Genomic DNA, 26,147 nt, shown 5'->3' on the forward strand with positions numbered 1-26,147 from the left:
GCAGGCCATGGAGCCGGCAACCCGCCCCACGCCCGGGCAGGCCTACCTGGCCGCCTCGGGCCTCGTCAAACGCTACGGCGCCTTCGCCGCCCTGTCGGGCGTGCGCTTCACGGCCGGCCGCGGCGCCTTCGTCAGCATCCTCGGCCCCAGCGGCTGCGGCAAGACGACGGTGCTGCGCCTGCTGGCCGGCCTCGAAGCCCCTGACGCGGGCCGGGTCGCCATCGGCGGCCGCGACGTCACGCAACTGCCGGTTTCCCGGCGCAACGTCGGCATCGTCTTCCAGTCCTACGCGCTGTTCCCCAATTTGACTGCGGCCGAAAACGTGGCCTACGGCCTGCGCGGCCAGAAGCTCGGCGGCCCCAAACTGGCCCGGCGCGTCAACGAGCTCCTGGACCTGGTCGGGCTGACGGCCATGCAGGGCAAATACCCGGCCGCCCTGTCCGGCGGCCAGCAGCAGCGGGTGGCCCTGGCCCGGGCCATGGCCCTGTCCCCGGACATCCTGCTTCTCGACGAACCCCTCTCGGCCCTGGACGCCAAGGTCCGCGTCCACCTGCGGGCCGAGATCAAGGCCCTGCAACAGCGCCTGGGCGTGACCACGGTCATGGTCACCCACGACCAGGAAGAGGCCCTGACCATGGCCGACCGCATCCTGGTCATGGACCAGGGCCGCATCGCCCAGGAAGGCGCGCCGCGCGAGATCTACGACCGGCCGGCCACGCCCTTCGTGGCCGCCTTCGTCGGTTCCATGAATTTCCTGGCCGGGGCGAAAAAACGCGGCGACGGCGGCTACGACCTGTCCGGCCGGGTACTGCCCCCGGCCCGGGAGCCCCGGCCCCTGTCGCCGGGCCAGGCGGCGAGCCTCGGCATACGGCCCGAGGACGTGGCCCTGGCCCCGGCCGCCCCCGGCCATGACGCCATGGCCGCCGTGGTGCGCCAGGTGGAATTTCGCGGCCCAAGCACCCGCGTCTCCCTGGTCCTGGAAGGCCCGGCGCCCGAACATGCGCCCATCGAGGCCGACATCCCGGCGGCCCGGGCCCGGGAGCTGGCCCTGGGCGCCGGCCAGGTCTTGCACCTCGTGCTGCCCCCGGACCGGGTCAGCGCCTACGCCGCCCCATGAGCGACGCCGCCGGCTTCCCGACCGCCATCCGCCCGCTACGGCTCTCCCTGGCCGAGGCGCTTTTTTCCGAGCGCGGGCTTCGGGCGGCGCTGCTCGTCCTGTGCGCCCTGTTCCTGGCCGCGGCGGTCCTCGGGCCGCTGGCCCAGATCCTGGCCAAGAGCCTGCAGGACCGCGACGGGCTTTCCATCGGCCTGGCCAACTTCCGGGCGTTTTTCCAAAGCCCCAGCCTGTCGCGGTCCCTGGGCAACAGCCTGTACATCGCCGCCGTGACCACGGCCCTGTCCGTCTCGCTGGGCTTCGCCTACGCCTACGGCCTCACCCGGGTGAACATCCCGGCCAAGGGCCTGTTGCGCGGCCTGGCCATGGCCCCGCTTTTCGCGCCCACGCTCCTGTACGGCATCAACCTCATCTACCTTTTCGGCCGCAAGGGGCTGGTCACCACCGGTTTTTTCGGGTCCCTGACCAGCGTGGCCGGCCTCGACCTGTCCTGGGACATCGGCCTGTACGGGCCGGTGGGCATCATCATTTCCGAAACGATCTTCACCTTCCCCCAGGTCGTGCTCATCGTGTCCATTGCCCTGCGGGCAACCGACGCCAGGCTCTACGAGGCGGCCCGGTCCATGGGCGCCGGCGGCGGACGCCTTTTTTTCACCGTGACCCTGCCGGGCGTGCGCTTCGGCCTGCTTTCGGCCGCCTTTGTCAGCTTCATCCTGTGCTTCACGGATTTCGGCGCGCCCAAGGTCGTCGGCGGCCAGTGCAACGTCCTGGCCACGGACATCTACAAGCAGGTCATCGGCCAGCAGAATTTCACCATGGGCGCGACGGTGAGCGTGATCCTGCTCATCCCCACGGTCCTGGCCTACTGCTGCGACCGGCTGGCCCAGAAACGCCAGACGGCGCTCATTGCCGCCAAATCCGTGCCCCTGCCCCCCAGCGACGACCCGGCCGCCAAGCGCTTCTTTTCGGCCTATTGCGGGCTCGTCGCCCTGGCCCTGCTCGCCTTCCTTGGCACCGGGGTGTTCGCCTCCCTGGTGACGGTCTGGCCCTACGACCTGCGCCTGTCCCTGGCCCACTACCGCTTCGGCGACATGGGCGGCGGCGGCTACGCCGCCCTGTGGGGCAGCCTGCGCATGTCCCTGTATTCGGCCGTGGCCGGCACGGCCATAACCTTCTTTTCGGCCTACCTCATCGAAAAGACGCGGGGACTGACCGGCCTGCGCCAGCTGGCCTATTTCCTGGCCATGATCCCGCTGGCCCTGCCGGGGCTGGTCATCGGCCTGGCCTACATCTTCTTTTTCAACGCCCCGGGCTTCAGCCTGGCCGGGCTGACCCTCCCCAACCCCTTCCATTTCCTGTACGCCACCATGGGCATCCTGGTCCTGTCCAACGTCACCCACTTCTATTCGGTGGCCTTTCTGACCGCCACCACGGCGCTGAAGCAACTGGACAAGGAATACGAGGCGGTTTCGGAATCGCTGGGCGTGTCCTTCCTGACGACCCTGCGCCGGGTGACCGTTCCCGTGTGCCTGCCGGCCATCATCGAGGTCGGCCAGTTCTATTTCGTCAGTTCCATGGCCACGGTTTCGGCCGTCATCTTCCTGTATTCGGCGGACATCCCGCTGGCTTCGGTGGCCGTGGCCAACATGGACGACGCCGGCGACATCGCCCCGGCCGCGGCCATGTCCGTGTGCATCGTGCTGATCAACGTGCTGGCCCGCTGGGCAAGCGGCCTGGCCGCGGCCGGCCTGACCCGCCGGGCCGGCCGCTGGATGCGCCGGGAAGGCACCTAGTGTCGCGTTCTCGAAATCCGGGCATGCGAATTTCGAGAACAAAATATTTAAATAATTATTTTTTACTAAAAAATATTAATATTTTTTCGCGAACGCCACACTAGTGTCGCGTTCTCGAAGAGGACGTTCGCTTTTTCACATAACACACCAAGGAATAATTATTTTTCTCTAAAAAATACGATCGTATTTTTTAGGGGATGCAACACTCGGCCGCGCCCGATCCCGCCAAATAAAAAAGCCGCCCGGGCACTCCGGGCGGCCGCAGGCGGCGCGCCTTGCCGCCGCTAGGCTTTTTCCTGTTCCTTCCGGGTCGTATAGAAGGCGAAATCCTCCTTGAGCTGGCGGATGAGCACTTCGCGCCGCTTGGCCACCTCCTCGACGGACCGCCCCTCCAGCATGGCCCGATGGTAGGCCGTCAGGGCCTGGTAGGTGTCCAGCAACTCCTCGTGAAAGGTCGGCTTGTCCGGCTCGATGTCCCGCACCGACACCACCCGGTGCCCCATGCCCTCGGCCAGAAAGCGCAGGGGCAGCGTGGAATCGCAGGCCCGCATGAGCGGCAGGAGCATCTCCACGCCGAGCTTGGCGCCCCTGTCCTCGGGGTCCAGCTCGCGCATGAGCGTCGAGTAGGGTTTCCCCACTTCCTCGGCGATGCTCTTGATGGGCCGCAGGCTGTTGTGGACCATCCGGAGGATCAGGTCCTGGATGCCCTTCTGCATTATAAAACACCTGTTAGATTATAAGCGTGTTGCATCTAACCCTGTTTGCGCTGATAGCATGAACAAGCGGCGAAATGTCAAGGCTCGATCGCGAGTTTCCGATCCGCGACAGGACGGGCCAAGCTCCCGTTTTTGCGGCCGCCCCGGTTGCGCGAAGCCCCAGGCGACGACAGAAGCGGACCCAGACAACCCATGCGGCGACACAGGAGGTCGAAGAAACAACCTGTTTCCACTGTGCCAGGCGAATATGGTTGCATGAAGCACAACGCACAGGCTACGCGCCAAGGAGCATGTTGATGGTCGACAGAATGAAGAAAATCGGTCTGCCGTTGGGTCCCGTCTTGTTCCTGCTCATCTGTATGCTGCCGCTGCCCCAGGGCATGTCGCAGCCGGCTTTGTACTGCGCCGCGACAACGGCGCTCATGGCCACGTGGTGGATCAGCGAAGCCATCCCCATTCCGGCCACGTCCATGGTTCCCATCGTCCTTTTCCCGCTGCTCAAGATCATGCCCACGGCCAAGGCCACGTTGCCTTACGCCAATCACTTGATATATCTGTTCATGGGCGGCTTTTTCATCGCCGTGTGCATGGAGCGCTGGAACCTGCACTACCGCATCGCCATGCACACCATCAAGCTCGTCGGCACGAGCCCCTCGCGCATCGTCCTCGGCTTCATGGTTGCGGCCGGCTTCCTGTCCATGTGGGTGTCCAATACGGCCACCACGGTCATGATGATGCCCATCGGCCTGGCCATCATCAAGGCCTGCGCCGACATCACCGGCGACCACGACCTCCAGCACAACCCCTTTGCCGTCAGCCTCATGCTGGCCCTGGCCTACGCCGCCTCCATCGGCGGCCTGGCCACCATCATCGGCACCCCGCCCAACACCATCATGGTGGCCCAGCTCGACAAGCTCTACGGCCAGACCGTGAGCTTCCTCGACTGGATGAAGGTGGGCGTGCCCCTGGCCGCCACCTTCCTGATCATCACCTGGCTGCTGCTGACCAAGGTCCTCTTCCGGGTCAAGGGCGACATCCTCCAGGGCCGCGGCGAAACGCTCATCCAGGCGGAACTGGACAAGCTCGGCCCCATGAAAAAGGAAGAAAAGCTCATCATTGGCGTCTTCATCGTGGTGGCCACGCTGTGGATTCTCATGGGTCTGGTCAAATGGCCCATATTCAAGGGCGTTTCCGACGCCTCGGTGGCCATCGCTGGCGCGCTGCTCCTGTTCGTGATCCCCTCGGACCTCAAGCGGGGCGTGTTCCTGCTCGACTGGAAGACGGCGGTCAAGATTCCCTGGGACGTGATCCTGCTTTTCGGCGGCGGCTTGTGCCTGGCCGACGGCTTCCAGGAAACGGGGCTGACCAAGTACATCGCCGGCCTGCTCGTCGACCTCGAGGGCATGCAGCTCATATGGATCATCGCCTGCATCGTGGCGCTCAACATCTTCCTGACGGAAGTCACCTCCAACACGGCCGTGGCCACGCTCATGATCCCGGTCATGGGCGCCATCGCCGTGGGCATGAAGATCAACCCCCTCGGCCCCATCGTGGCGGCCTGTATCGCCTGTTCCTACGCCTTCATGCTGCCCGTGGCCACGCCGCCCAACGCCGTGGTCTTCGGCTCGGGCGCGGTGACCATCCGCCAGATGGCCCGCACCGGGTTGTGGCTCAACATCCTCGGCATCATCCAGATCACCCTGGTGGTCTACTTCCTCATGCCGGCGGTCTGGCACGTGGACCTGACGACGTTGCCCAGCTGGGCCCTGCCCAAGTAGGGGACCTCCCTCCCAAGCCCCGGCCGGCGACATTGTCGGCCGGGGCCGGACCAGGCGCGGCCAACGCGCCCCACCCCGCCGACGCCCCGTTCGCCTGTCGCCAGCCCTGACCCCAGGGCCGGCGTTGCGGCCCATCGCCTTCCCCGGCCCTGGCCGCCGTCTCCGACATCGCCTGCCCTGGCCGCCGTCTCCGGCATCGCCCACCCGGGCCTTGCCCTGACCCCTTGGCCCAAGGGCCTCGCAGGCCGGCCGCGTTCCCGTGCCGCGCCTTTCGCCCCTGGCCCGACGGGCCGCCCCCAGGCCCGTGCGCCGGCCAGGGCACCCTTGCCACGGCCGTTTGCCGCGTTTTCCCCTTGACAGGGGAGGGATTTTCAAACAATTGTATTAAACACGTGTTTGAGAACGATTCGCCCAGGAGCCGTCCATGCCCCAGGAACCGAAACCCGACGCCCGCCGCGCCATCCTTGTCGCGGCCATCGGCCTTTTCGCCGAAAAGGGCTACGCGGCCGCGACCGTGCGCGACCTGTGCGCCCGGGCCGGCGGGGTCAACGTCAGCGCCGTCAATTACTACTTCGGCGGCAAGGGGAACCTGTACGCCGAGATCCTGCGCCTGATGCTGACCGGGCTTTTCGACGGGGCGCGCCCCGGCCCCACGGCTTCCGGCGAGGCCCCGACGGGCGAGGACGCCCTGCGGGCCTTCGTCACGGGCTATTGCCGCATGCTCTACGGCAGCGGCCCCCTGGCCATCGACCTGGGCCGCATCTACGCCCGGGAGATGCTCAGCCCCTCGCCCTTCCTGGACGCCGTGGCCCGGCAGACGCTGGCCCCGGGCGCCCAGGAGCTCCTTGACCTGCTGCGCCCCTTGCTCGGCCCCGATCCCGCGCCCGGGCTCGTGCGCCGGGCAGCGGCCTTCACCATCGGCACCATCACCTATTTCGCCTACAACAACGAGGCTTTCCGGCGCATCTTCCCCGACCATCCGGACATCACCGAAGCCTGGGAGGAGACGGCCGAGGAGGCCTGCGCCTTCATCCTCGGCGGCCTGGCCCGACTGGCCGTGGCCGCCCCAAGGGAGGACCATCCATGAACGCGCGTTGGGCCTTTTTCGACCGGGCCAGGTCCTGGCTGATCCTCGGCGTGGTGCTGCTGCACGCCGCCTGCGGCTACTCCCGCTACGTGCCCTGGTGGCACATGCGGGGCGCGCCGAGCCCCCTGGCCGATGTTCTGGTCACGGGGCTGGACGTGATCCTCATGCCGTTTCTGTTTTTCATTGCCGGCTGTTTCGCCCCGGCCTCGGCGGCGAAGGTTTCGGCCGGGGGGTTCGTGGCCAAAAAGGCCCGGCGGCTGCTCGCGCCCATCGCGCCACTGGTGTTTTTCTTCCTGCCGGCCATGGTCTATGCCGGCTACCGGCAGCGCACGGCCGACCCGGCCGGCTTTTTCGACTTCTGGCGCGCCTCCCTGGCCGGGCTGGCCAACTTCCGCCCCTGGTGCATCGCCAGCCTCCAACAGGCCTTAAGCAGTCAAAACAGCCTCTCCCAGCACCACCTGTGGTTTTTGACCCTGCTGTTCCTGTTTTTCCTGGTCTACCGATTCACGCCCGGCCTCGGCGCCCTGCTCGCCGGCCGTCCCCGGTCCCTGGGCCTGGCCTGGCTTTGCGCCGGGGCGGCCGTGGCCGCGGCCATGACGGCCCTGGGCACGGCCATGCCCATCGGGGTCTGGTGGCGCTGGAATATCGTGCTGCTGCTGCAACCGGTGCGGCTGCCGCTGTATGCCGCCGCCTTTCTCCTCGGCGCCCAGGCCGGCTTGCGCGGCCGGGATTTCGAGCGGCTGCGCACCGGCCGGGCCTGGCCGAGCCTGGCCGGCGCGGCGGCCGCCCTGGCGGCGGTTTTCGTCCTCGGCCCGGCCGTGTATGTCCCTGGCCCGGCCCCGGCCGGGGCCATGGCCCTGTACGCCACGGCCCTGGTCGCGGCCAACGGCCTGCTCCTCCTCGGCTGCCTGCGCCTGGGCGCCGCCCAGCCGCGCCCGCTGTCCCCGGCGGAAGCGGTCCTGGCCCGGGGCTCCTACGACATCTACCTGCTGCACATGCCCCTGGTGGTTTTCGCCGCCTTCGCCTTGCCGGCCGCCCTGGCGCCGAGCCTGGCCATGCTCCTCGTCACCGTCGCGGCCGCGACAGCCAGCCTGGCCCTCGGGGCGCTCGGGCGGCGCCTGGGGCCTGTGGCCAGTTTCGCCGGCCTGCTGGCCTTTTTCATCGGCATGTGCCTGGCCTTCCCCTGAGGCGCCGGGGTATCGGCCCGTGGCCGGGAGGCTTGCTGCGGGCCGTCCCCGGTCGTGCCGCCGCCAACCCTGGACGGCCGGGCCGCAAGGCGGCATAACGCCGGGAATCCATCACCTCCGGAGGCTCCCATGAAGACCCCGCTTGCCGCCTTGCTCCTGCTGTTGGTGCTGCTGCCGGCCACCGTCCTGGCCCAGGAAGCGAATACGCCCGTAACCGACGACCAAAAGCCGGCCGTGGACGCGGCCACGGCCTGGCTGGCCGGCATCGACGCCGGCGGCTACGGCGCCAGTTGGCAGCAGGCCGCAGCCTATTTTCGCGGCGCGGTCTCGCAAAAGGACTGGGAAACGGCCCTGACCGCCTTCCGCAAGCCCCTGGGCGGCCTCAAATCCCGCGAGGTCACCCGGGCCAAGAGCCTGACGAGCCTGCAGGGCGCGCCGGACGGCACCTATGTGGTCATGGAATTCGCCGCCTCGTTTGCCAACAAGAAGGAGGCTTTCGAGACCGTGGCCTTCTCGCGCGAGGACGACGGAAAATGGCGGGCCGTGGGGTATTTCATCCGCTAGGGGCACCGGAAGCGCCGCCGCCATCCGGCCCCGTTGGGAGGTTGCATGCCCATCCGTTTCCACAGCCCCTGCGTGTTCGTTGCCGACCTGGAGCGGGCCCGCGCCTTTTACGAGGATGTGCTGGGCCAGTCGCCGACGCTGGTCCTGGACGGCTACGTGACCTACCCGGGTTTTTCCCTGTGGCGGGCGGACACGGCCGGCAGGCATATCTTTGACGACGCCCTGGCCATCGCGCCCGGCCGGCTGGGGCGCGACAACTTCGAGCTGTATTTCGAGACCGAGGACGTGGCCGCGGCCTTTGAAACCGTGGCGGCCGGAGGCGAACTGGTCACCGCCATGCGGGTCCAGCCCTGGGGGCAGCGCTGCTTCCGGGTGCGCGACCCGGAGGGGCACATCGTGGAAGTGGCCGAACCCATGGAGGTTGTGGTGCGGCGCCTGGCGGCGTCCGGGATGGACGAGGCGGCCATCGTCGCGGCTACCATGATGCCGCCGGGGTTGGTGCGGGCGGCGCTTTCTTCCTGACGTGCGGCGACAGGCCGCGAAAACCCCGCGCGCTTGCCTTGCCAACCCGCGTCGCGTAGACTATTTCCCCCTTGGACCCGGCCCGGCCGGGTCTTTGGTCTTTTCCACACGGGCGGCCAAGGCCCCCCAAACGAGGTACACGCAGCCATGCGCATCAGCCCCATCGAGGAAGCCATCGAGGAAATCCGCGCCGGACGGATGGTCATCCTCGTCGACGACGAAGACCGCGAAAACGAAGGCGACCTCACCATCGCCGCCGAAAAAGTCACCCCCGAAGCCATCAATTTCATGGCCACCCATGGGCGCGGGCTGATCTGCCTGTCGCTGGCCCCCCACCTGGTCGACCAGCTGGGGCTGCCCATGATGACAAACGACAACAAGTCGCCGTTCGGCACCGGGTTCACCGTCTCCATCGAGGCGAAAGTCGGCGTCTCCACCGGCATCTCCGCCTTCGACCGGGCCACCACCATCCTGGCCGCCGTGGCCGAGGGCGCCGGCCCCGACGACCTGGTCACCCCGGGCCACATCTTTCCGCTCAAGGCCAAGGAAGGCGGCGTGCTCGACCGGGCCGGCCAGACCGAGGGCTCGGTGGACCTGGCCAGGCTGGCCGGGCTCAAGCCCGCCGGCGTGATCTGCGAGATCATGCGCGAGGACGGCAACATGGCCCGCATGCCGGACCTGGTCGAATTCGCCGAGCAGCACGGCATCAAGATCGCCACCGTGGCCGACCTCATCCGCTACCGCATGAAGTTCGGCCACCTGGCCGTGACCAAGGTGGCCGAGGCCGGCCTGCCCACGGCCTTCGGCACCTTCCGGGCCGTGGCCTTCACCGCCAGCGAAGACCACAAGACCCACATCGCCCTGGTCAAGGGCGACATCCACCCGGACGAGCCCGTACTCGTGCGCGTGCACAGCGAGTGCTTGACCGGCGACGTGTTCGGGTCGCTGCGCTGCGACTGCGGCAACCAGCTCCACGAGGCCATGCGCATGATCGAGGCCGAGGGCAAGGGGGTCATCCTCTATATGCGCCAGGAAGGCCGCGGCATCGGCCTGGCCAACAAGATCAAGGCCTACGCCCTCCAGGAGCAGGGCCTGGACACCGTGGAGGCCAACCTGCGCCTGGGCTTCAAGCCCGACCTGCGCGAATACGGCACCGGCGCGCAAATCCTCGTGGCCCTGGGCGTGTCCAAGATGCGGCTGATGACCAACAACCCCAAGAAGATCGTGGGGCTCGAGGGCTACGGCCTCGAGGTCGTGGAGCGGGTGCCCATCGAGACCCGGCCCTGCGCCGAGAACACCTGCTACCTGACCACCAAGCGCGACCGCATGGGTCACCTGCTGCACCTGCCCACCCAGGCGGCCAAATAAGCAACCCCGGCATCGAAGCCAATCGGGCGGCGCGCCGCCCGGGAGAAAACACATGCTGCACGTCAACACCATCGAAGGCCAGCTCGACGCCAAGGGGCTCAAATTCGCCCTGGTGGCCGGCCGTTTCAACGACTTCATCACCGAACGCCTGGTGGGCGGGGCCGTGGACTACCTGACCCGCCACGGCGGCGACCGGGCCGACATCACCATCGTGCGCGTGCCCGGGGCCTTCGAGATCCCCCTGGCCGCGAAAAAGCTGGCCGGCTCCGGCAAGTACGACGGCGTGGTGTGCCTGGGCGCCGTCATCCGCGGCGCCACGCCCCACTTCGACTACGTGGCCAACGAATGCGTCAAGGGCCTGGCCCACGTGATGCTCGAATCCAACGTGCCGGTCGGTTTCGGGGTGCTCACCGTGGACACCCTGGAGCAGGCCATCGAGCGGGCCGGCTCCAAGGCCGGCAACAAGGGCGTCGAAGCCGCCGCCGCCGTCCTGGAGATGGTGCGCGTGCTGGAGCAACTCTAACCCATGGCCCAAGCAGCGAAATGCATCATGCCGCAGTCCGAGGATAAAAAGCCCGTCGCCTCCAGGCGCAAGGGTCGCAAGCAGGCTTTCGAGTGCCTTTACGGGCTCATTTTCGAATCCGCCGCCGACGAACGGTCGCTACGCCGGGTGTTCGCGCGCTGTCCCCACGACGTCAGCGAGGACAGCGAGGCCGACGCCGGCCGCGACTTCGCCTGGGAGCTCGTTTCTGGGGTGTGGCACAACCAGACGGCCCTCGACGCCGTGATCGTGCGGTTTTCCAAGAACTGGAAGCTCTCGCGCATCGCCAAGGTGGAGCTGACCATCCTGCGCCTGGCCGTTTTCGAGATCATGCACCGGCCGGACATCCCCCTGCGCGTGGCCTTAAACGAAGCCATCGAACTGTCCAAGCGCTACGGCGACGAGAACTCGCGCAACTTCATCAACGGCATCCTCGACGCCATCGCCAAGGCCGTTGACAGCGGCGAGTTCGAAATCCACAAAGACCTCTAATGCATTAGGATACCAGCGCATCCGTCTTGCGCCATCGCCAAGGAGCGTTTTCCCATGAGCAAGTACGTGCCCGAGGACGTCGAGAAAAAATGGCAGGCCATCTGGGAAGAGGGCGGCCACTTCAAGGTGGAGGCCGATCCTTCCCGGCCGAAATACTACGTCCTCGAAATGTTCCCCTACCCCTCGGGGCGCATCCACATGGGACATGTGCGCAACTACTCCATCGGCGACGTGGTGGCCCGGTTCAAGCGCATGGAGGGGCATAACGTCCTGCACCCCATGGGCTGGGACGCCTTCGGCATGCCGGCGGAAAACGCCGCCATCAAGCACGGCCTGCACCCGGCCGCCTGGACCATCTCCAACATCGACTCCATGCGCACCCAGCTCAAACGCCTGGGCTATTCCTACGACTGGCGCCGCGAGATCGCCACCTGCCACCCCGGCTACTACGTCCACGAACAGCGCTTCTTCCTGGACTTCCTCAAAAAGGGTCTGGTCTACCGCAAACACTCGCCCCAGAACTGGTGCGAGACCTGCGGCACGGTGCTGGCCAACGAGCAGGTCATCGACGGCTGCTGCTGGCGGTGCGACCAGCCGGTGGTGCAAAAGGACCTGGAACAGTGGTTTTTGCGTATCACGGCCTACGCCGAGGAGCTGCTAGCCGACCTGGACAAGCTCTCCGGCGGCTGGCCCGAGCGCGTGCTGACCATGCAGCGCAACTGGATCGGCAAGTCCGTGGGCGCCCAGCTGTCCTTCGACCTGGCCGAGCCCGTGGACGGCGAGACCGGGATCACCGTCTTCACCACCCGGCCGGATACCCTTTTCGGCGCCACCTTCATGAGCCTGGCCGCCGAGCATCCGCTGGTGCCCAAGCTTATTGCCGGCAAGCCCCAAGAGACGGCCGTGGCCGCCTTCGTCGAGAGCGTGCGCAACATGGACCGCATCGCCCGCGGCGGCGAGGACCTGGAAAAAGAGGGCGTGTTCACCGGGGCCTATTGCGTCAACCCGGCCACGGGCGCGCGAATCCCCATCTACGTCGCCAACTTCGTGCTCATGGGCTACGGCACCGGCGCGGTCATGGCCGTGCCGGCCCACGACCAGCGCGACTTCGAGTTCGCCCGCAAGTACGATTTGCCGCTTCGGGTCGTCATCAGCCCCGAGGGAGAGACCCTCGATGCGGCGGCCATGACCGAGGCCTACGTCGATCCCGGCCTGCTGGTCGATTCGGGCGACTTCACGGGCCTGGCCAACGAAGAGGCCAAGGGGAAAATCATCGACTGGCTGGCCGAAACGGGCCGGGGCACGCGGGCCGTCCACTACAAGCTGCGCGACTGGAACATCTCGCGCCAGCGCTACTGGGGCGCGCCCATCCCGGTCATCTACTGCCAGGCCTGCGGCATCGTGCCCGTGCCGGAAAACGACCTGCCCGTGGAGCTGCCGCGCGATTTGGCCCTGCTGCCCGACGGCCGCTCGCCCCTGCCCGCCTCGCCGTCGTTTACGGACGTCGCCTGCCCCCTGTGCGGCGGCAAGGCCCGGCGCGAGACCGATACCCTCGACACCTTCTTCGAGTCCTCCTGGTACTTCGCCCGCTACGCCTCGGCCCGGGAGGCGGGCCGCCCCTTCGACCCGGCCGAGATCGGCTACTGGCTGCCGGTGGACCAGTACATCGGCGGCATCGAGCACGCCATTTTGCACCTGCTCTACTCGCGCTTTTTCGTCAAAGCCCTGCGCGACTGCGGCTACGTCGCCTTCGACGAGCCGTTTTCCAATCTGCTCACCCAGGGCATGGTCATCAAGGACGGCTCGAAAATGAGCAAGTCCAAGGGCAACGTGGTGGACCCGGACCTGATGATCGGCAGGTACGGGGCCGACACGGTGCGCGTGTTTATCCTCTTCGCCGCGCCGCCGGAAAAGGACCTGGAGTGGAGCGATACCGGCATCGAGGGCTCGTCGCGGTTCCTGTCGCGCCTGTGGCGCCTGGTGACCGAGGAGCTGGCCGGGCTGCTTTCGCCGGTGGGGGCCTGCGCCCCGGCCGGGGAACTGGGAACCGACGCCCTGCCGCCGCTTTTCGCCGAACTGCGCCGGCGCGAACACGCCACCGCCGCCAAGGCCGGGGCCGACATCCGCGAGCGCTTCCAGTTCAACACGGCCATCGCCGCGGTCATGGAGCTGGTCAATTTCCTCTACGCCAACGTGGACGCCCTCAAGGCCGAGCCCAAGGGGGCCAAGGCCGTGTCCTCGGCCGTGGCCACCCTGCTCACCGTGCTCTCGCCCATCGCCCCGCACATCTGCGAGGAGTTGTGGCGGCGCATCGGCCACGAAAAGCTCCTCATCGAACAGCCCTGGCCCAGCCACGACCCGGCCGCGCTCGTCACCGACGAGGTGGAGATCGTGGTCCAGGTGTGCGGCAAGCTGCGCGGCAAGGTGAGCGTCGCCCGCGACGCCGCCACGGAAGACGTGGAAAAGGCCGCCCTGGCCGACGCCAACGTGGCCAAGCACATCGAGGGCAAGACCGTGCGCAAGGTCATCGTGGTGCCGGGCAAGCTCGTCAACGTGGTGGTCGGCTAGACGCGCGATTCAAATGGTTCTTGAGGCCGGCGGGACGTCCGTTCCGCCGGCCTTTTTCGTTCGGCCTCGGCCGTGCCCCAGCGGGCGACGGCCCCGCGCCTCAATGGCCGGCCGGCACCGGCTGGCCGGCCCGGCCCGACAGCCACACGCAGGTGCCGTAGGCCCCGACCACGGCGAACACCAGCGGATAGAAGAAATCGTGGTCGAAGCGCGTGAACTCGAAGGTGAGCACGATGGCGGCCAGGGGCATGCGCATGGAGGCGGCCAGGAAGGCCCCGGCCCCGATGATGGCGAAGGCGGCCGGCGCCAGCGGCGGGAACACGGCGTTCCAGGCGCCGGCCGTGACCGTGGCCAGCATGGCGCCCAGGGTCATGCCGGGCGTGAGCAGCCCGCCCGCGGCCCCGGCCCGCAGGCTGGCCACGACGACGCCCAGTTTGAGCGCGAAAAGCGCCGCCGCCAACCCGGTACCCAGTTCGTTTTCCAGGCTGAGCTGGATGGGCCCCCGGCCGTTGCCGAGCAGTTCCGGAAAGGGGATGGACAGCAGGCCCAGCCCCAAAAAATTCACCAGGCACAGCGGGATGAGCCGCCGGTCCCGGGGAGCGCTTTCCCGCGCCGCCGCCGCGGCCCGGGAGAAACCGAAGGCCACGGCGCCCAAGAGCGGCCCGGCCGCCACGGACCAGCCGACCAGGGAGGCCGAAATGGCCAGCGGCGGGAACTGGTACTGCCAGACATCGCCCAGGCCCAGCCAGGCGACCATGGAGGCGATGCCGGCCGTGGCCAGGGCCGGGATGACGGCGGAAAACCGGTAGGTGCACAGCAAGGCTTCCAGGGTGAACAGCGCGCCGCCAACCGGCACGTTGTACACGGCGGCGAGCCCGGCCCCGGCGGCGCAGGCCACGATCACCCGCGTCTCCTCGCCGGTCAGCCCGGCCAACCCGGCCAGGCGCCCGGCATAGACGGCGGCGAACTCCCGGGGCGCCACCTCGCGCCCGAGCGGCGAGCCCAGGCCCACGGTGACGATCTGGAGCAGGGTGTGGGCCGTGGTGGCGAAAACCGGCATGCGGTGGTCGTCGGCGGCCACGGCCTGGGCGATGGAGACCAGCGGCCGGCAGTAGCGGCGCAGGCCCCACCAGCCCAACCCGGCCACCAGGCCGCAGACGCCAAGCGCCAGGACCCGCCGTTCGGGGCTCGCCCCGGCAACCCCTTGCAGAAAGCTCACCGTGCCGTGCCAGTGGCCGATTTCGTAGCCGAAGGCCAGGTGCTGGACGGCGTGCAACAGCAGGGCCAGGCCCATGCCGCCGACGCCGGCGACAAGCCCGGTCAGCACGACCACGCCGCCGAGCCGGTGCAGCGGCGAACCCGAGGCTTGGCCCGCCCGGGGCGGGGATGTCGGCTTGCCCATCGCCCGCGCATACCCCAGCCGGGCAGGACTTCGCAATGGCAAGGGCCGGCCACGCCCTTGCCAAGGCCTGCCCGACCAGGACTCAATGGCCAAGCAGGAGCAAGAGCGGCCAAGCGGGCAAGCGGCTGGAAAGCAGCGTCTCCATGTGCAGGATGTATTGCCCGTAGCGCGACGACCAGCCATGGACCTTGGATTCGGTGTCCGGGTAGACGTCGGAATTGTAGCAGGTGGGTGTCCACCGGGCGGGGTCGACATAGCTGTCGCCGCCGGCCAGGCCGATGTACTGGACGTAATCGGCGAAGGCCTGGCGGGCGTAGCCCAGGAATCGGGGCTCGCCGGTGTGCAGGAAGCCGAAGGCCGCCGCGTTGGCCGCCATGAGGATGTAGGGCACCTGGCCGTCGGTCGGCCCGGTGGCGATATCGACCATATACGGCATCTGCCGGGGCCGGTAGTTCCCCTCGGCATTGCTGTCCCCGCCGTAGGTCACGGCCATGAGAAACCCGGTCATGCGGCGGATGAGCCCCAGCAGGCTGGCGGCATAGCCGTCGTCCCTGCCCCGGAAGACCTCCTCGTAGGCCTTCATGAGGGGTTCGAGCACGTAGCAGTTCATGAGGGGCTGGCGCAGGTTCGGGTCCGGGGCATACGAATCCCCGGCGTACACGAACCCCTGGCCGCCGGCCGCCTGTTCGCGGTCGAAGACCGCCCGCAGGATGTCCTGGATGGCTTGGGGAATGGTCTTGGTTCCGTAGTTGGTCGTGGCAAAGGTCCAGGTGGGATCGAGGCGCCAGAGCGTCACCAGGGCGTCCACCATCCAGCCCGCGATGCGGATCTCGTTGGTGTCGATGTAGCCCTCGTTGTTGAAGGACTCGTAGATGTACTGGCCGAGGCCTTCACGGAGTTCCTCCACGGCATCCCTTCCCCTCGGGTCGCCGGTCAGGAGCCAATGCAGCGCGTAGCCCTGCATCCAGCCGTGGCTGGGGCGGCCCGGGCCGAAGCCGTTTTCCGGGCCGTCGTGGGATGGCCGCGACTCCCAGTTTTTCTGGTAATTGTAGGCGGTCCCGTCCGTGCCGCAGTGATAGAGGTCCATGTCGATCTCGTGCCGGGCCATGACACGGGCCAGATTGGCGAAACCTGTCCGGCCGGTCCGCAGGAAATGCAGGTACAGGCCATAGCTCCAGTCGTAGTGGTTGCCCGAAAAGGGGCCGAAGCCGCCGCCCCAGCGCAGGTCCCCGTAGTCGTGCCAGCTGTCCAGGTCGGCGGCCAGATGGCCGAAGGCCGTGATGCCCGGGATGTGGGGCAGGTCCTGCAACACGTCGGGGTCGACCTTGGCACGCTGCAGGCGCTCGAAATGGTCAAAGACCGCCTGGCGGCCGGCCGGCAACCCGGTCACGGGCGGGACCACGTAGCCGAAGGCCCTGGTGGCCCAGGTGTAGGCCGGGGCAGGCAGGGCCAGCGGCCTGTCGGCGGTCCAGCCCGGGGCGATCTGGCCGTTGACGTCGTAGCGGGGCTCGGCCAGGGTCACGCCATCCGAACCGGACACGAGAAGTTCGTGGGTCCTTTCCACTCCGGCGCCGAAGACGTAGGCGCCGCCCGCGGGCAGCAAGGCCAGGCCGCAGGCGAGCCCGTCCAGGGTCAGAGGCCCGGGGGGCGTGACCTCGGCGTTGAAGCCGGCCGGATTGTTGTTGCGAAACGTCAGGGCCGCCCGGTACCAGGTTTTGCCCCTGAAAAAAAACAACCGGGCCCGGAACCGGATCAGCGGGTCCCGCAGGCCGGCGCCGTCCCGCCGCCAGTCGCCCTCGATGCGGATCACGACCTTCATGGGGCCGGCCTCCTCCACGACCCAGCCTCCGGCTGCGGGCACGGCCAGGTAGTCATGGCCGGCATGGCGTGCCGTGTAGGGGGCGCCCGCCAGGGAAAGGGCGTCCTTGGCGAAATGGAAGACCGTGGCTCCCGTGTCGACATGCACGGCCACGGCGTCTTCGCTGACCGTGATGTCGGCCACCGGGCTTTGGCGCCGGCCGGTACGCAGGGTAACCACGGCGCTGCCGCCGGCCGGCAGGTCGCTTTGGAAATCGCACAGCAACCAGCGTACGCTTCCGTCCGGCCAACGGGCCGTGGCCTGGAACTGGCCGGGGATCTCCGCGCCGTCGCGCAGCAGGCCGACGTCGGCCGCGTCGGTGAGCACCCCGGGGGCAAAAGGCACGCCCGAGGTGATGGGTTCCGCGGTTTTCGCCACGGCTTCGGGATTGGTGATGGTCAAGGGCACATCCATGGCCAGGACCGGGCCAGGCAGCGCGGACAACACGAGACCGACGACAAGGAGCAGGTGCGACAGCGGGGCGGTGGTCATGCCGTTCCTCCAGACTGGCGCCAGGGCTGTGCTTGCCTTTGTGGCATATCAATAAATCAAGCCAACAAGCGAATGTACCATTTTGACATGATGCACAATGCAACCGAACCAATTTGCTTGGCAAACATACGAACAATCATAACCATTATGAATATTGCGGGACAGGAAGCAAGGAGCTTCCAGTGCATGCAAGCATTACACGGAAAATCCGGACAAGGTAATATTTTTTTGCCGTCTGGAATAATCCGTGCCAACCGCCACGAGCGGCCGAAGGTCCCGGGAGGGTTTCGTGCCGTGCCACCGTGACGCACCGGGCCGGAAGCGGCTCTGGTGAGAAATCACCTGGCCGAGAGACCGCAACGACCTTCGTGCTCGATGCTCACAAACGTGGTCGCAGCCGTCCTGGCCGTCGCAAGGACCGGCTTCCTCGACTCCAACTGTCATCAAACAGTGTGCATTCGGGGAAAAATGGCGAGAAAGACAGGAGAACAAAGACCAAAAAGCCCCAGGCGGCTACCTGAGGCTTTACTTTCATATGGTGCGAAGGGGAGGCACATATTTTATATATAACTATTCGTATTTCAACATGAAAAAAAATTGAAAAAATTTGCATGCCCCTAAATGTGCCCCTAAAATTTCAGGCTACCCCCATCACCTCCACCGCGCCCGATTTCACACCCGGCGAGCACGCCGTCGTCTAGGCCCGCGCCACAGGTGGACGGTATTTCGGCAATCGGCATCCCACCACCACACCCATGGTCCCGGCCCTTTTCGGGTGTAACCTCGATGTAATCTCCTGCCCTTTTTTCAGGTGTCCACTCACTGTCCACTGGTAGACCGCCTGGGCCTCGGCCTGATACCAGCCTGCCATGGCCAAGCCGTCGCTTACCGTCCTTCCCGGCTGGGATATGTACGAGTTTCACCTCGCCGCCGTCGCCGCGCTACGGAAGGCCGGCCTCCACGACGAAGCCCGGGAGCTTCACCAGCGGGGGCTAGACGTGCCATCATTTTACCACATGCGGGAACTGGTCTTGGAGTATGTGACCTTGCGGGCGGGGTAATGCACGACCGCCATTTTCAGGTGAAATTTCCTGTCCGAATCTGCGCCAAGCCCCACTCCGGTAGAACTCGGGGCGGGAAAAGAGAAGGCCCGCGCGGGGCGGGCCGGGGGGGAGAGGTTACTCTTCAGATTGCGGTAGAGCCTTCTTCTTTTCAGACTCTATTTTTTTGATGCTTTTTTCAGGAGTTGGCAGATCTTCAGGCATTGTCCCGCCAAGCTCTTTTATTGTTTGGCGGACTTTTGCGCCAACAGCATGATGTGTTTTGTTAGCAGCTAGTTTACCTTTAATATTTTCGCGGCGTAGCTTTTCTTCTGTCTGAGTAGCTCTAAATAAGTTTGCTGCCAATTCAGTGCTTCCCATATGGTCAAGAATCTGCTGGCTTTTCTTCAGCCCTTTCTTTGCCTTGATAGCTTTTGCGCCCAACCCGTTATACAGTCCTTTGTACCCATGATCTTGGAATATCGCATAATCAAGGCTTGTTAAAACACCAGCATCTTTAGCAGCGGCGCACAATCCCTTGTTGTGGTTGGCCATTTCAGATCGCAGAGCCAGCCTCCGATCATCCTCGGAGAGTTGGCCGAACGCCGAGCCATCCCGTAGTTCCTGCCGTCGTGTCTGAATTGCGAAATAAGCCTGGCCTACTGCAATCACTGGCTTTGAAGGGTCGCCATTTTGAACGATTAAGTAGCAAGCATACCTTGATAATTTTATGTCTTCGATCTGGCGATGCGCCCTAGAACCGATGGGGACCATTGTGAGGATGTCCTCAAAATGGTCATCCTCATTTTGTCCGCTACCCCGGCATGCCTCTTTCGCTTTTTCTATAACCGGAAGGAAGTGTCTAAACTGGGAATACCCTAATATTTCACTTAATTTTCGAGCAAGCCAATATTCACCCCCGTCGTCGTCAGAATTCCGAACTTCCTCAAACGTTTGGTGGTGCTCTTTTTCAATCTCGTCTGGGCTCATTATCTTTCCCCTTTAAATTTTTCCGCTCTGCCCCATCCCTTTTGTCTCTCACCCCCGCCAGCCCCGCCAATAACTCCTCGACCGATCGAAATATGCTCAGGCAAGAGCACTCGATCATCACATTGATGGCGGCGTGCAGGCGTGTCCCCAGTCTGTCGAAAGTCCGTGCGCAGGCCCAGGGGGCAGACGGAGAGCTTTAGTCGTCTTGGTAAGCTCCTTTATGCCTATCCATAGTTTCCAGGGCAACGACAAAGTGGCCCTGGAATCCATTCGGCAAGACATGGGCGCAAAGGCAAAGGCCATGCTCACGAGGATTGACCGGGGATAGTCCCCACCTCTCGCACGTGGGGTTCCTGGCGACCAAGCCGGTGACTTCGTGGTTACCATCCTCCCGCGCGTAGGGAACCCTGGTAACCGTCGTCAGGTTGCCACCCCTCGCGGTGAAGGATTTCGTGGAAACCGGAGTGGAAATCGGGCCGGGTTCTCCGACGCCTATGCGCGCGTGTGAAGAAATGCCGCGCACAAAAACCGCTCACAACCGAACACTCGTCACCGGAACGCCGCGCCCTTCCTGTCTTTCAGGGATATGAACTTGTTCGATTCGGTTTGACGGTACGCACTCTCGCGCGAAGGAATTTGTGCAAACCTGCGTGCGAACCGCAAACGATGGGACTGCCGCCACGCCTTGGGCTGACTGGTTTTGACAGGTCGCAAGCGACGTGGCCAGCCGAGAAGAACTGACTATTGCTTACCGCCGCAGGGACGGACGCAAGCGCCGTCGCGATCTCAATATTTATCAATACGACGCCAGCGCCGGGCACAAGTTTTCCCAAGCAGCAGGTCCAGCCACAAGCGGACGATCTCAGGTTTTTTCAGGTTCGGCACCATGCCTGCCAAACCTAGTTTTCCCTAGCGGCCCCCTCGCCATAGACGCAGCCAATGTGAGGTTTTGTGAGGTCCGACACCGTGGGCGGCGACTGAACTTTTCTGAAGGAGATCACGCCCGCCAACGTGAGTTTTTGTGACCACCCGGACGGCGACCGTGCCGGCGAAAATGGAAACGGCCGCCCCCGAACCGGAGACAGCCGCTTTGTGTATATTTTTTATACACACCTCGCCCGACCAGGGCCTCGACGAAATCTTCGTCGCAGGTGGATAGCCGTATTTGCCCGTAGTTTTCGGGCCAACGGGGCAAGTCACTTCAAGTCACTGTGTCTTGGCGGCGGTTCATATTCTTACGCGCGTGCGTGCGTACCGCTGTCCTTACTCCAAAACCTCTTCCCGGCTCCCCAACACGCTACCCAACCGCCTCACGGTCAGCCCCACCTCATAATGGAAGCAGGCCGCCCATGTGGGAATTTTTCAATGAGGTCTATTCCTCTGGCGTCAGCGTTGCTCCTTGTGACCGCAAGCTACTCGGCGCGTTCACTATGGCCTGCCATTCTCGGACCTGGCGTTTTCGCATTCGGGAAATCCTGGTTTCGTCCTCGCCGTCCGCACCGAAAAACAGGCCACGCTGCCGTGCCATTGCCGCATTCGTCTGGGCCTCGGCCTCTTCCCTCGCGCGTCGGGCCGCGTCGTCATCGTCGGGCACCTCGCCGTTGAGAAACCGCCGGGCCTGCTCCCAAATATCGAAACTCATTCGGTCCCCCTTTCCAGCGCGGGCTTGACGATCTCGCCTTCAATGGCGGACTCGGTTTTTTCGTAAGGCACCACGTTCACCGTGACTTGCATCGGCCGGGTTCCGTCCACCTTGTGGTCAAGCTCCACACGGTCGCCGTATTTCTTCGGCCGCAGCTTCCCGGCAAGCCATTTCCTGGCGTCGATCATCACACGCGCACGGTTCGGGTCGAGGTCCGAGTCGGCGATTTCGAGGATTTCATCGGCCAGCACGTCGGCTTGCACCTCGCGCGCGCGGGCGTATTGCGCGGCAAACTCCTGGTACTGCCTCAGCCAAGCATAGACCGTCGAGGCTGATGGCATCCCCTCCACGGCGCAGATCGTCCGAAGGCTCTTGCCCGCCATAAGTTCCTGACAGAGCGTGTCTGCCACATCCTCCGAGTACGTGCTCGGCCGCCCGGTCTTCGCAACCTGTATTTTACCCATGGCAATGGCTCCTTTTTTTATCGCCCGATGACGGCGGGATGACCCGAAGGAAGGGGCGGGCATGCTCCGTCCAATTTCGGGCGAAAATTCGCTTCTGAACCCGACCGGATGGCGTGCTCCCGAAGCCGTTCCTTGCGTCCTTCGCCATAGTATGGGGACCGCCCCGACCTGAAGGGCCAGACCGGACACGGCGACTGGTCGAGGTAGCATCTCCCAGCCGTGCAGCCGTTCCCCGCAGGTCGGCGGATATGTCGCGTTCGGCCAGCCCGCAGGCCACGGCGTAGCGGAAGACCTGCCCGGTGCTCTGCATCATCCGGCGGGCCGTGTCCTTGGCTCCCCGGGCTTCGATACGACGGATAACGGCCAGCAGTTCGGCCGCCTTGATGTCTTTGATGGGAAGCGCCCCCAGCCAGGGGAAAAGCTCGACCTCGAAGCGCCGCGTCATCTTGTCGGCGTGGGAATCCACCCAGGTGGGGCTGATCTTCGCCAGCCATTCCCGGGCCACCTTCTCGAAGGTCACGGCGTTGGCGCGGGCCTCGGCCTTCTCCTGCTTGATGGATGCTGCCGGGTCGATACCGCCAGCCACCAGGGCACGAGCTTCATCACGGTATTGCCGAGCCTGCTTGAGCGTCACGTCGGGCCACAGGCCGAAGACGATCCGCTTTTCCTGGCCATCCATGTAATACTTCATGCGCCAGGACTTGCCGCCCGATGGCAACACTTCCAGGTAAAGGCCACCGCCGTCCGCGAGCTTATAGGCCTTGGCCTGGGTCTTGGCATTTCTGACGGCCACGTCGGTGAGAGGCAAGACCCTTCTTGGCATGGGGGCACCTCATCCCTGATAGGGGCATCAAGCGTTTTCGGGGTTGGTTTGGGGCACTTTTCTGGTGTCCCGCATCGCCCGCAAACCCAAGGGCCACTAAGCCTCTTTCACATGTCCCTGGGCTTGCCTTCGAGATGCCCCTAGCAGACAGAGGCATTTCGTCCATGCCCCTACATGTGTCCCTAAGAATACTGGATGTCAACGGACGCAAAAAGACGAAACCGGACGATCTCTCGCCCGGTTTCTTAAGAATCTCGCGGTCTTTTGGACTAAATCGGACCGTGTCGGATGTTCAGATGGTGCCGAAGGGGAGACTCTGCACCCTCGGACCCCACCTCAAGAGATAACAGCCTAGTATATTTAGACTTCAAAAATAGTTGACAATCATTTTCTCTGATTTGGACCTATCAGTTTGACCCTCTTCCGGCAAGGGTAAAATTGTCCCGACATGACAGTTAGAGTCCCTCTATCTGACTGCAGTGCCTACAGACGCCCGGAGCAAGGGGCGCTAGGCCCAATAGACGCTATCTATTTATGGTCATATCTTTACACGGGGAACATCTAGATAGCGGCCCTTGTAGCCCCCACGGAGACTAATTATACCTTCTAAAATAGAAAATAATTTTTCATAATTATTACCGTCTAGATTAAACAGATTCTTCGGTTCAAATGTAGAAAATATTTCCACATGAGAACCAGAGTCATAATAAATCAAGTCATATTTTTGATAGTCTTTTTGGCGATTGCGTTCAATACGAATAATCCTAGCAAATTCAAGAATAGGCATCGACACTAGATTTAAAAAACTAAAATCAAAACACAAATAACTGCGAGAAAAACAAAGTCCGTATCCAAAGTAAACCCATTCCCTTGTCAATAGCTTTAGTCCAGCAACTGTGTATTTTGCACAAAAAATCAAGTCATTTTTAGTACAATCAAAACCACTTGGCACATCACAAAGATTCAAAGGACTACAAATATCTTCATACCCTTTGATAAAATAATCTGTGAAATTAGTTTTGTTTTTATCCAACCCCAATGCATCGACTAAAAAAGAACAGATATTGTTATCACTATCAGCCTCATCTACACCATCTTTTTCTGAAGTAGCAGGAAATACAGCCGCGACATCTTCACATGGCGTTTCTACATTAGACAGACAGCCTCCGACTAAATTAGGTTCAATAAGCATATTAGCAAGACGTATTCCACCCAAAATTTCAATAGCAATGTCAGAAAGAGGCAACGTTTTCGACACATCAACATTCAAACGAGAGATGGTTCGTGTAATAATTTTTTTCAAAGCAATATCTTTCGAGACAGACAATTCCTCACTTAAAGTTTCAACAATCTCAGACTTATCAATATAATGAAAAAGCAAAGCATGTATTGCAGTGAAATAATTAGAAGAGACGCTATTAATCGTTAATTCTCCGCCCATTTGCCTGTCAACGAACTGTGATAACACCAAGTCTTCATAAATATCAAAACCTTGATAAAGTATTTCCTCGATAGATTTTTCAACAAACTCCTGAATAGATATTTCCATTTTTGGATCTATCCCAACCAACTTCAAAGCTTTACGTAAAAAAAGTATATCTGTATAATTCCATTCGTCGCTTTTGTAATTATAAAAATCATTTACGATACGAAACATGCGAAAAAAATTTGTTTTAAACTTTTCCTCATACCCTCTCTCCTCTAAAGTCAAAACCCAACCTTGAAGATTTGTAGAAATCGCAAGTTGATCTACTCTGTTTTCTAATTCTTGAAATCTTTTCAATGCATTATTAGCTAAATCCAAAATCAAGAGGCGCGTCTCCTCTTCCTTTACTGCCAAAGCAACTAAATTGTTCTTCAAAGTAAGCATGGAATGAGCCATCATCAATTGCCTTTCCTGCAACAAACCGATATACCTCAAAGAGGCTTTTTGCATTAGAATTAAATCCGAAGTATTGGCTCGCTCCATTTCTCCAGTTTTTCCAGACAACTGTCCCCAACAGCGCCGAAAAAAACCTTGACCTTTTATTTGATCCAAACGGTCTTCAGTGCAGGAAAGAAGTCGAGCACAATCAAGTGCCAATTGTTCCGCTTCGACACTACGAGTTTTCGCCCATTCAAGAACAGGTTCAAGCTCAGTATCAAAGGTCTTCACTTCAGCGTCAGTAAGTGTAAGCATCATATTCTCCTAAATTTTTGCAATGACAGAACGAGCATACAAACCCGTTTCGTCGATTTTATCAAGTTTTGAAGCAAACAGTTGATCAAGCTGATGATCTCGTTCAAATACTTGTACAAACAACACTTGGCTTTTAAAAACAAATTGGGAAAGACGCTGTAGTTCACAAACTGCACCACGAAGATTTTCAGTATTATAGACCAATTCTTTGTATGGTTTTTCAACATGGTTCTCTATCGCCAGATTCATGGCTAATCCCGCAATCAAGCCCCCAGCAAGTCCCCCTACTAGTGGAGTAACCATAGCGATGTTTAATCCAAAACTTGAAGCTAAAGTTTGCGCACTAACAGCTCCGAGACTTCCTCCAAAAATGCCAGACGATGTATTCAGTATACCTTTTCCTTGGCGTTCAAAAAATTGATCTGATGTGATTTTATCAGTTCCCAACAAAACCAAATCCTTTATAGCATCAATCATACATACTACACCGACAGTGGCCGCGTTTGTTTTAAGTAAACTACTAACACTTTGCCTTGCCAAACTGTCAATAACAACGGATTCCGCACCATAACGAACAAGCAAACTTTGGGCGCAGACAACAGACCCAGCTTTTACTGCACTGTCTGCTGCAGAAGAAGCAGTTTCACAAATTATTTTTAAAATCGCCTCTTCCTCAGCAATTTCACCATTGCGAACCATTTGTATATATTTCACGACATTGACAGTCCCACAAACAATTGCAGACAATGCTGCAGCACCTGACGCAGCGTTAGTTACTTGTTGAATAGTCGATTGAGTTTGGTATTGAGATTCAATTTTTTTTATTTTTGACAAATCTCCTTCGCCCAACTTAGTCGCTTCCTCCTTTGTCAAGGGAGAAGAAGAAACTCCGTCCTGCTCAATAACATCCCTCACTTTTCGAGCCGTTTGAGCCGAAGCCTTAGACTCTATTGTTTTGCCAGCTTGTTCCTGGGCATACGATGCAGCTTCTGCATGCTCTGAAATGCCAGTGCACCCATCTTTTGCTTTGACCTGATCAGAAGGAGCCAAGTAAACATCATTATCACCATACTTAGGGACACTGTCTTTAACTTCAGATAAAGCTCGGCTTGTATCTTCAGCTGATGCACAATACTTTGATTGTGCTGTCAAAACTTCCTTACCGTCTTGAACGACGACGATATCAGTAGCACCATCATTCCCACGTCTTGACAAATTCAGCCACTCAGGATGATATTTATCTGTATATGCGCGTATATCTTTATTTTTTAAAATTGTATCAAGATTAAAGGACTCAACATGAAACTCTTCCGCTATAAAGCCTCCTCTATTCGCAGCAGCTAGACCGGGATGCGTTTGCATATTTTTGTTGCCACGCAGAATAGTCTCAACCATCTTCCCCATTTGCTGTTTAGCCTCATGACTAAACACCGGGGAAGTAGCAGAAGCCACAGAAAATGCATTTTCAAACTTTTTTTCTAAAGAATCATGATCCACAACGCCTACCTCGCAAGTTTAAAAATACAA

20 protein-coding genes are annotated in these 26,147 nt (G+C 61.9%); 11 read left to right on the plus strand and 9 right to left on the minus strand.

Features of this window, described 5'->3' with window-relative positions; all coding sequences use genetic code 11:
- The first annotated feature begins 7 nt into the window (after positions 1 to 7).
- Entirely contained in the window at positions 8 to 1,117 is a 1,110-nt protein-coding gene (locus ACP59X_RS21415) for an ABC transporter ATP-binding protein (RefSeq protein ID WP_428562448.1), read from the plus strand.
- Complete coding sequence (locus tag ACP59X_RS21420; protein ID WP_428562450.1) at positions 1,114 to 2,907, plus strand: putative 2-aminoethylphosphonate ABC transporter permease subunit; 1,794 nt, start codon at positions 1,114 to 1,116, stop codon at positions 2,905 to 2,907. Before ACP59X_RS21415 ends, ACP59X_RS21420 begins: the two co-directional genes overlap by 4 nt.
- A 284-nt stretch (positions 2,908 to 3,191) precedes the next feature.
- On the opposite strand, the gene ACP59X_RS21425 is transcribed toward ACP59X_RS21420, so the two are convergent.
- Entirely contained in the window at positions 3,192 to 3,623 is a 432-nt protein-coding gene (locus tag ACP59X_RS21425; protein WP_428562452.1) for a phage regulatory CII family protein, read from the minus strand.
- 296 nt (positions 3,624 to 3,919) lie between these two features.
- Between ACP59X_RS21425 and ACP59X_RS21430 the strand changes: the two genes are divergently transcribed.
- The 9 genes from ACP59X_RS21430 (at position 3,920) to leuS (ending at position 13,730) form a co-directional block, all read left to right on the plus strand.
- A complete protein-coding gene (locus ACP59X_RS21430) occupies positions 3,920 to 5,401 on the plus strand; it encodes an SLC13 family permease (RefSeq protein WP_428562454.1) in 1,482 nt (493 codons plus the stop codon).
- A gap of 424 nt (positions 5,402 to 5,825) precedes the next feature.
- A complete protein-coding gene (locus ACP59X_RS21435) occupies positions 5,826 to 6,488 on the plus strand; it encodes a TetR/AcrR family transcriptional regulator (RefSeq protein WP_428562456.1) in 663 nt (220 codons plus the stop codon).
- Positions 6,485 to 7,675 carry an acyltransferase family protein gene (locus tag ACP59X_RS21440; RefSeq protein ID WP_428562458.1) on the plus strand — a complete coding sequence of 397 codons (1,191 nt, stop codon included), beginning with the start codon at positions 6,485 to 6,487 and terminating at the stop codon, positions 7,673 to 7,675. The genes ACP59X_RS21435 and ACP59X_RS21440 overlap by 4 nt, the downstream gene beginning before the upstream one ends.
- A 129-nt stretch (positions 7,676 to 7,804) precedes the next feature.
- Positions 7,805 to 8,239 (plus strand): DUF4019 domain-containing protein, encoded by a 435-nt coding sequence (locus ACP59X_RS21445; protein ID WP_428562460.1) that lies wholly within the window; start codon positions 7,805 to 7,807, stop codon positions 8,237 to 8,239.
- A 45-nt stretch (positions 8,240 to 8,284) separates the two neighbouring features.
- Positions 8,285 to 8,761 (plus strand): VOC family protein, encoded by a 477-nt coding sequence (locus tag ACP59X_RS21450; RefSeq protein ID WP_428562462.1) that lies wholly within the window; start codon positions 8,285 to 8,287, stop codon positions 8,759 to 8,761.
- Between the two features lie 147 nt (positions 8,762 to 8,908).
- Positions 8,909 to 10,129 (plus strand): bifunctional 3,4-dihydroxy-2-butanone-4-phosphate synthase/GTP cyclohydrolase II, encoded by a 1,221-nt coding sequence (locus ACP59X_RS21455; RefSeq protein WP_428562464.1) that lies wholly within the window; start codon positions 8,909 to 8,911, stop codon positions 10,127 to 10,129.
- A 52-nt stretch (positions 10,130 to 10,181) separates the two neighbouring features.
- Complete coding sequence (gene ribH, locus ACP59X_RS21460; protein WP_428562466.1) at positions 10,182 to 10,652, plus strand: 6,7-dimethyl-8-ribityllumazine synthase; 471 nt, start codon at positions 10,182 to 10,184, stop codon at positions 10,650 to 10,652.
- 3 nt (positions 10,653 to 10,655) lie between these two features.
- The gene (gene nusB / locus ACP59X_RS21465) at positions 10,656 to 11,162 is read left to right on the plus strand and encodes a transcription antitermination factor NusB (RefSeq protein WP_428562468.1); all 507 of its coding nucleotides are present in this window, start codon (positions 10,656 to 10,658) and stop codon (positions 11,160 to 11,162) included.
- 54 nt (positions 11,163 to 11,216) lie between these two features.
- Positions 11,217 to 13,730, plus strand: coding sequence for a leucine--tRNA ligase (gene leuS / locus ACP59X_RS21470; RefSeq protein ID WP_428562470.1), 2,514 nt, complete (start codon positions 11,217 to 11,219; stop codon positions 13,728 to 13,730).
- Between the two features lie 100 nt (positions 13,731 to 13,830).
- On the opposite strand, the gene ACP59X_RS21475 is transcribed toward leuS, so the two are convergent.
- The 8 genes from ACP59X_RS21475 to ACP59X_RS21510 form a co-directional block, all read right to left on the minus strand.
- Entirely contained in the window at positions 13,831 to 15,132 is a 1,302-nt protein-coding gene (locus ACP59X_RS21475) for a chloride channel protein (RefSeq protein WP_428562472.1), read from the minus strand.
- Between the two features lie 82 nt (positions 15,133 to 15,214).
- Positions 15,215 to 17,482 (minus strand): RIFT barrel domain-containing protein, encoded by a 2,268-nt coding sequence (locus ACP59X_RS21480; protein WP_428562474.1) that lies wholly within the window; start codon positions 17,480 to 17,482, stop codon positions 15,215 to 15,217.
- Positions 17,483 to 18,660: 1,178 nt separating this feature from the next.
- The gene (gene dinD, locus ACP59X_RS21485) at positions 18,661 to 19,512 is read right to left on the minus strand and encodes a DNA damage-inducible protein D (RefSeq protein ID WP_428562476.1); all 852 of its coding nucleotides are present in this window, start codon (positions 19,510 to 19,512) and stop codon (positions 18,661 to 18,663) included.
- A 1,372-nt stretch (positions 19,513 to 20,884) separates the two neighbouring features.
- A complete protein-coding gene (locus tag ACP59X_RS21490) occupies positions 20,885 to 21,154 on the minus strand; it encodes a hypothetical protein (protein ID WP_428562478.1) in 270 nt (89 codons plus the stop codon).
- Complete coding sequence (locus ACP59X_RS21495) at positions 21,151 to 21,618, minus strand: terminase small subunit-like protein (RefSeq protein ID WP_428562480.1); 468 nt, start codon at positions 21,616 to 21,618, stop codon at positions 21,151 to 21,153. Before ACP59X_RS21495 ends, ACP59X_RS21490 begins: the two co-directional genes overlap by 4 nt.
- Positions 21,611 to 22,426, minus strand: a complete 816-nt coding sequence (locus tag ACP59X_RS21500; RefSeq protein WP_428562482.1) for a tyrosine-type recombinase/integrase — start codon at positions 22,424 to 22,426, stop codon at positions 21,611 to 21,613. The genes ACP59X_RS21495 and ACP59X_RS21500 overlap by 8 nt, the downstream gene beginning before the upstream one ends.
- Positions 22,427 to 22,979: 553 nt before the next feature.
- Positions 22,980 to 24,623 (minus strand): hypothetical protein, encoded by a 1,644-nt coding sequence (locus tag ACP59X_RS21505; protein ID WP_428562484.1) that lies wholly within the window; start codon positions 24,621 to 24,623, stop codon positions 22,980 to 22,982.
- Between the two features lie 6 nt (positions 24,624 to 24,629).
- Positions 24,630 to 26,117, minus strand: a complete 1,488-nt coding sequence (locus ACP59X_RS21510) for a magnetosome protein MamC family protein (RefSeq protein ID WP_428562485.1) — start codon at positions 26,115 to 26,117, stop codon at positions 24,630 to 24,632.
- Between the last annotated feature and the right edge of the window lie 30 nt (positions 26,118 to 26,147).

It is taken from the genome of Solidesulfovibrio sp. DCME (assembly GCF_049995385.1).
GTDB lineage: Bacteria > Desulfobacterota > Desulfovibrionia > Desulfovibrionales > Desulfovibrionaceae > Solidesulfovibrio.